5 protein-coding genes are annotated in these 6,000 nt (G+C 72.2%); 4 read left to right on the forward strand and 1 reads right to left on the reverse strand.

What is annotated here, in order from left to right:
- Positions 1 to 25 precede the first annotated feature (25 nt).
- On the forward strand, positions 26 to 547 hold the full coding sequence (locus ACJ8AN_RS19300) for a YkgJ family cysteine cluster protein (protein WP_407756863.1): 522 nt from the start codon (positions 26 to 28) through the stop codon (positions 545 to 547).
- A 6-nt stretch (positions 548 to 553) separates the two neighbouring features.
- Here the strand turns inward: ACJ8AN_RS19300 and ACJ8AN_RS19305 are convergent, their stop codons facing one another.
- The gene (locus tag ACJ8AN_RS19305) at positions 554 to 1,498 is read right to left on the reverse strand and encodes an alpha/beta fold hydrolase (protein WP_407756864.1); all 945 of its coding nucleotides are present in this window, start codon (positions 1,496 to 1,498) and stop codon (positions 554 to 556) included.
- 329 nt (positions 1,499 to 1,827) lie between these two features.
- Here ACJ8AN_RS19305 and ACJ8AN_RS19310 point away from each other — a divergent pair, with 329 nt between their 5' ends.
- The 3 genes from ACJ8AN_RS19310 to ACJ8AN_RS19320 all read left to right on the forward strand — a co-directional run.
- Positions 1,828 to 3,564 (forward strand): hypothetical protein, encoded by a 1,737-nt coding sequence (locus tag ACJ8AN_RS19310; RefSeq protein WP_407756865.1) that lies wholly within the window; start codon positions 1,828 to 1,830, stop codon positions 3,562 to 3,564.
- A gap of 135 nt (positions 3,565 to 3,699) precedes the next feature.
- Positions 3,700 to 4,086, forward strand: coding sequence for a BlaI/MecI/CopY family transcriptional regulator (locus ACJ8AN_RS19315; RefSeq protein WP_407756866.1), 387 nt, complete (start codon positions 3,700 to 3,702; stop codon positions 4,084 to 4,086).
- On the forward strand, positions 4,083 to 6,000 hold a 1,918-nt coding region (locus ACJ8AN_RS19320), incomplete at its 3' end, for a M56 family metallopeptidase (protein ID WP_407756867.1). The genes ACJ8AN_RS19315 and ACJ8AN_RS19320, both read left to right, overlap by 4 nt.

Consider the following 6,000-nt stretch of genomic DNA (forward strand, 5'->3'; position numbering starts at 1 on the left):
GCCGCTCTGCTAGAGTGCCCGCCCCATGAGGGATGGGCCCATCCGCCGGGCAGTCAAACGGCTCGCACTGGTGCGCTACACCATCGACCTGGGTTTTACCCGGCTGCTGCTGCGCGCCCGGGGCGAGCCGCGCTACCGCCTCACCGGGGCCTGCAATGGCTGCGGCCGCTGCTGCGAGACGCCCGTCATCTCCGTGAGCCGGCCCGTGTTCCTGCTGCGCTCGCTGCGCTGGCTCACGCTCACCTGGCACCGCGTGGTGAATGGCTTCGAGTACGTCAGCGAGGACCGCCGCGGCCGCCTCTTCGTCTTCCGCTGCACGCACTACGACGCGGTGACGAAGCAGTGCGACTCGTACGACAGCCGCCCGGGCATGTGCCGGGACTACCCGCGCAACCTCATGTACTCGGCGCTGCCCGAGTTCCTCCCCGAATGCGGCCACTCGGCCGTGTACAAGAAGGGCGAGCAGCTCCGGATGGCGCTGCTCAAGGCCAACCTCCCGCCGGAGAAGTACGCGGAGCTGGTGCGCAAGCTCCACCTCGGGGAGTGAGCCGCTTCACGCCGGAGGCTGCGAGCCCTCGTCGTACACCTCCACCCCCGTGGGCCAGCCCTCGTCCCGCGCTTCCGGGGCGCGCTCCACGGAGAAGTGCTCGAGCAGGAGCGCCGCCACCTTCTCCGGCGCCTCCAGCGGCACGAAGTGGCCCTCCTCGGGCAGGTGGTGCACGACGGGCCGCTGCTCGAAGTACGGCTCCAGTCCCCGGGTGTTCGACTCGCGCAAGGCGATGTCCCGGTCGCCCCAGATGAGCAGGAAGGGCGCGCGGATGCGCGGGTAGTTCCTCAGGTCGCGCAGGCCCTGGGGCGTCATGACGCGGCGGAAGAGCTGCCGGTAGTAGTCGATGGCCGCGCGCGCCGCGTCCGTGTTCGAGAAGTTCGCCTCGTACTCGGCCAGCTTTCCCGCCGGCACGCGCTCGGGGTCCACCATCGCCCGGCGCATGAAGCGCGGCACCAGGGCCCCGCCCCGCGCGGAGAGCACTCGCTCGGGCAGGAAGGGAATCTGGAAGAGGAAGATGTACCAGGAGCGCAGCAGCTGCGCGGGCTTCCGGAGCTCGCGCGGTATCACCGCCGGGTGCGGCGCATTGATGACCGCCAGACGCTCCACCACCTCCGGGTGCCGGGCCGCCACGTGGTAGGCGATGAGCCCGCCCCAGTCGTGCCCCACCAGGTACACCGGCCGCCCCGGCTGCAGCACCCGCGCCAGCTGCACGACATCGTTCGCCAGGGTGTCGAGGTCATAACCCCGCTCGGGCCGGTCCGTGCCCCCGTAGCCGCGCAGGTCCGGCGCCACCGCGCGGAAGCCCGCGTCCGCCAGCCGGGGCAACACCTCGCGCCAGCTCTCGGACAGCTCGGGGAAGCCGTGCAGCAGGAGCACCAGCGGACCGTCGGCGGGGCCGGCCTCCAGCGCCTGCACGCGCAAGCCCGGCAACGCAATGGACAGGGGCATGATGGAATTCATGCGCACACAGCTAGGGCCGCCCCTCCCCTCGGGGAAGCGGCCCCGGGGCAGGACGTCCGGCGCCATACACGACCCGGGTCCCCACCCCTGGCCCACCGCTCGCGCGTGGACATGATGGAGGGCCTCGATGAGGGCGGCACCGGCTGCACCCGGACCACCCGTGAACGAAATGGAGGCGTGTCGGGAACAGCCCCGCCGCCGCGTCGGTTGCCGGACGCGTCAGGGGCATACCGTTTGCTGAAGGACGGGCCAGGACTTCGAAACCGCGGCCCGGGGGACACGGCTCCCTCGGAAGCCGCCCATGAGGGTGTGGCACGATGCATTGGGGGAGGACGTTCCGGTCTTGCATTCCGCGGCACCCGGCGCTGGCGCTGGCGTTGCTGGCCGCGTTGCTGCTGGACTCGCCCCGGAGCGCGTCCGCGCAGTCGGAGACCGAGCCCCTGGTACCTCGAGACCCGCGAACCCTCACCCTGCGTGTGCCTCCCCTCCAGAGCGTGAACGAGGAGGAGCTGCTGCGTGTCACCGTCCAGGTGGAGGGTGCCCACGGGCCCACCCGCGTCTTCGCGGATGGCCTGCCGCCGGGAGCGCTCTGGGACGAGCCCTCCCGCACGCTCACCTTCCAGCCGGACTTCATCCAGGGCGGGTGGCGGCACGAGGTCTCCTTCACCGCCACGGACGGCCACGCCACGGCGCAGGCGCGGATGACGATCGCCGTGCGCGACACCGTGCGCCCGCCCGAGCCGCGCATCCTCCAGCGCGAGGAGCTGCCCGGAGCCCTGCGCCTGACGCTGGAGCAGCCCACGGATGCGTGGTTGGACAGTCCCGGGTACGCCGGGCGCACCTTCCCCGCGGTGGTGACGGTGCCGCTCGCCGCCACGGCCGGCTACCCCATGCCGGTGGCGGTGCGCCTGCACGGCGTGGGCAACTGGCCTCCCGCGCCCCAGGTCGTCACGAACCAGTTCCTCATCGAGCCGAGCGACCCGAACCTCACGTACTGGTGGGGCTACTCCGAGAGCCTGCCGAAGGGGCCGGTGCTGGAGGGCGCCGTGCCGCCGTACACCGCGCGCCGGGTGCTGGCGCTGCTGGAGTGGGTGCTGCGCAGCTACCCCGGAGCGGACCCCGAGCGCGTCTTCGTGGAGGGAGACTCCATGGGCGGCGCGGGGGCGCTGACGCTCGGCCTGCTGGACGCGCGGCACTTCGCGGGCGTGTTCGCCCGGCACGCACAGCCGGTGGCGAGGGCCCACCGTCCCTGGCGCCTGGCGCAGCTGTCCTCGCTCTGGGGCATGCCCGAGGAGGAGGTGGCGGACGCGAATGGCCTGGGCGTGTGGAGCCGCCTGGACATGACGCGCGCCCTGCGCGACGAGCCCGGGGCCCGCTCGCAGTTCCTCATCCTGGAGCACGGCAAGGACGACCCCATCATCCACTTCGGCGCCGTGGTGCACCCCAGCACCCTCACCGGCGCCTCCTTCTACGAGGTGCTGCAGGCGCAGCACCTCGGCCACATCGCCGTCTGGGACGAGGGCGGACACGTGGAGCCCGACCCGTGGCTGGGCTCGCGCTGGTGGGACCGCGGTTGGAACCCGCGCACGGATCCGCGCACCTTCCTGCGCCGCGACCAGGCCTTCCCCGCCTTCAGCCACTCCTCGTGGGACGGCCACCCCGGCACCGGCGGCAACGGGCGCCAGCCCTGGCGCAACGACTCCGGCTACGCGGGAGACCCGAAGGTGCCCGGAGACACGGGCTGGGATGGAGACGTCGCGGGCATGCTCAACCGCTCGCTGCGCTGGGACGCCACCGCGCTGGTGGACACGACGCGGCGCTTCGTCCTGCCGCTGCGCGCGGTGCTCGGCCCCGGCGTCACCGACACGCCCGTGGTGGACGTGACGCCCCGGCGCGTGCAGCGCTTCCGGTGCCTCCCCGGCGAGCACATCCGCTGGAGCTTCGGCACCGCCCGCGGCACCGTCACCGCCGCCTCCGACGGCAGCGTCACCGTGCCCCGCCTGCACCTGGGCGCGGACTGGCTGCCGCTGGTGCTCGAGCGCGAGCGCGGCTGAGCGCCCGCCCCCCACCCCGCCCTCGCCACCCCCCTCGTCGATGAGCGGACGGCACGTGAGCCCCCGGCTTGACTACAACAGTAGTCACGGCTACCTTGCTTCGTGACGACACTTGTAGTCACGCGGGTGGGTGGAATGAAGAAGCCGGTGGGAGAGCAGGAGCTGACGCTGCTGCGCTGGGTGGCGGAGCACGGCCCCGTCACCGTGGGCGAGGTGGCGGAGAAGTTCGGCGAGCCGCAAGGGCTGGCGCGCTCCACCGTACTGACGGTGATGGAGAGGCTGCGCGGCAAGGGCCACCTCACGCGGCACAAGGTGGAGGGCGTGTACCAGTACAGCTCGAGCGTGCCGCTGGCCGAGCTGCTGCGGGGCGTGGTGGGGGACTTCGTGCGGAAGTCGCTGGCGGGCTCGCTCTCGCCCTTCGCCACGTGGCTGTCCCAGGCCGACGAGGTGAGCGACGACGAGCTGCGCCAGCTGGAGGAGGCCGTCGCCCGGCTGAAGTCGAAGAAGGAGGGGGAAGAATGAGCGCCCTGGACGTGCACGCGGTGATGGAGACGGGACTCGGGGTGCTGGGGACGCTCTGGCAGGCGACGTGGCAGGGAGCGCTCTGGGCCCTGGTGGTGTGGGCGCTCACGCGCGCGCTGCCAAAGCTGCCCGCCTCCGTGCGCACCTCGCTGTGGTGGCTCGTGGGCCTCAAGTGCCTCGTGGGCCTGTGCGCGCCCGGTGCGGTGCGCCTGCCGCTGCTGCCCGCGGCCGAGGCGCCCGTGGCCCTCGTGGAGAAGGCGGCGCCGGCTCCGTCCCTCGCGCATGCGCGGCCCGAGGGGGTGAAGAGCGGTGGCGGCGCCCTCCCGGTGGTGCACGCGCCAGAGCGCGAAGGGACGCGCCTGGGCTGGACGCCGCTCCTGCTGGGGGCGCTGCTGTTGTGGCTCGGCGGCATCGCCTGGCAGGGACGCGAGCTGCTCCAGGGGCTCGTGCAGCTGCGCCGCCTCCGGCGCGAGGCCCGGCCGCTGGAGGATGCATCACTTCATCAAGCCGCGGTGAATCTCGGCCGCGAGCTGGGCCTCGCGCGAGTCCCCCCGCTGCTCGTCTCCGAGCACGCACCGGGTCCCCTGGCGCTCGGCCTGCTGCGCCCCGAGGTCATCCTCCCGCGCAAGGCGCTGGAGACGCTCTCTCCTCCGCAGCAGCGCATGGCGCTCGCGCACGAGCTCGCCCATGTGCGGCGAGGAGACCTGTGGCTCGGCTGGGTGCCAGCGCTCGCCCGGGCGGTGTTCTTCTTCCATCCGCTCGTGCGGCGCGCGTGCCAGGAGTACGCGCTCGCCCGGGAGGAGGCCTGTGATGCCGCCGCGCTCCAGGCCACCGGTGCCGCGCCCCGAGAGTACGGCCGGCTCCTGCTCGTCTTCGGTGTCGCCCGCGCTCCGGCTGCCGCGGCGGCGTCCGGTGCCTCGTCTCACCTCGCAGCCCTCAAACGGAGGATCGCCATGCTGGAACACGCCGAGTCCGAGTCGAAGCACCGCCATCGCTGGGTTCGCTGGACGCTGGGAGGACTCGCCCTGGTGGCGCTCGTCCCCTTCCAGGTCGTCGCCCGCGAAACGCCCGCCCCTGTCCCCGCCGTGCCCGCTGTCCCCCAGGCTCCCCGGGCCGCCGCGGCCGCGCAGCCCGCGCAACCCGTCGTGCAGCCCCTGGTGCCCGCCGTCGTCCTGCCCGTGGTGAAGCCCGTGGCCCCCGCTGCCCGGGTCGCCGTCGCGCAGCCTGCTGCACCCGTTGCGCCCGTGAAGCCTCCCATGCCTCCGAGCGTGCACGAGGATGACGAGGACGGCAGGTACTCCTACGTCCTGCTTCGCGGCTCGGACGACGCGACGATGTCCGGCTCGACGCAGGACCTGAAGGTGGCTCGCCATCTGGCGGGCGACAGCAAGCAGCCCCTGCTCTACGTGCGCCGCGATGATGGCCAGGAGTTCGTCATCCGGGATGCGGCGACGCTGAAGGCCTTCGAGGACACCTTCAAGGCCGTGAGGGAGATCGGCGATCAGCAGGGGAAGCTCGGCGAGCAGATGGGTGAGCTCGGCGGGAAGCAGGGCGAGCTCGGCGGCAAGCAGGGCGAGTTCGGCGCGAAGATGGGGGAGTTGGGCGAGAAGCTGGGAACGCTGGGACGCAAGCAGGGAAAGATCGCCCACCAGCTGGCCCTCCTGGAGCTGGACGACGACGCGGAGGAGACCCCGGACCTCAAGCGCCAGCGCGAGCAGCTCGAGCACGAGCAGAAGGAGCTCGAGAACCAGATGGAGGAGCTCGAGAAGCAGATGGAGCCCTTCAACGAGCAGATGGAGAAGCTCGGCGAGGAAATGGAGAAGTACAGCGAGCCGATGGAGAAGCTCGGCGAGCAGATGGAGAAGTTCGGCGAGCAGATGGAGAAGGCGAGCCACGAGGCCCAGCAGAAGGCCC

It is taken from the genome of Archangium sp. (assembly GCF_045802675.1).
Lineage (GTDB): Bacteria > Myxococcota > Myxococcia > Myxococcales > Myxococcaceae > Archangium.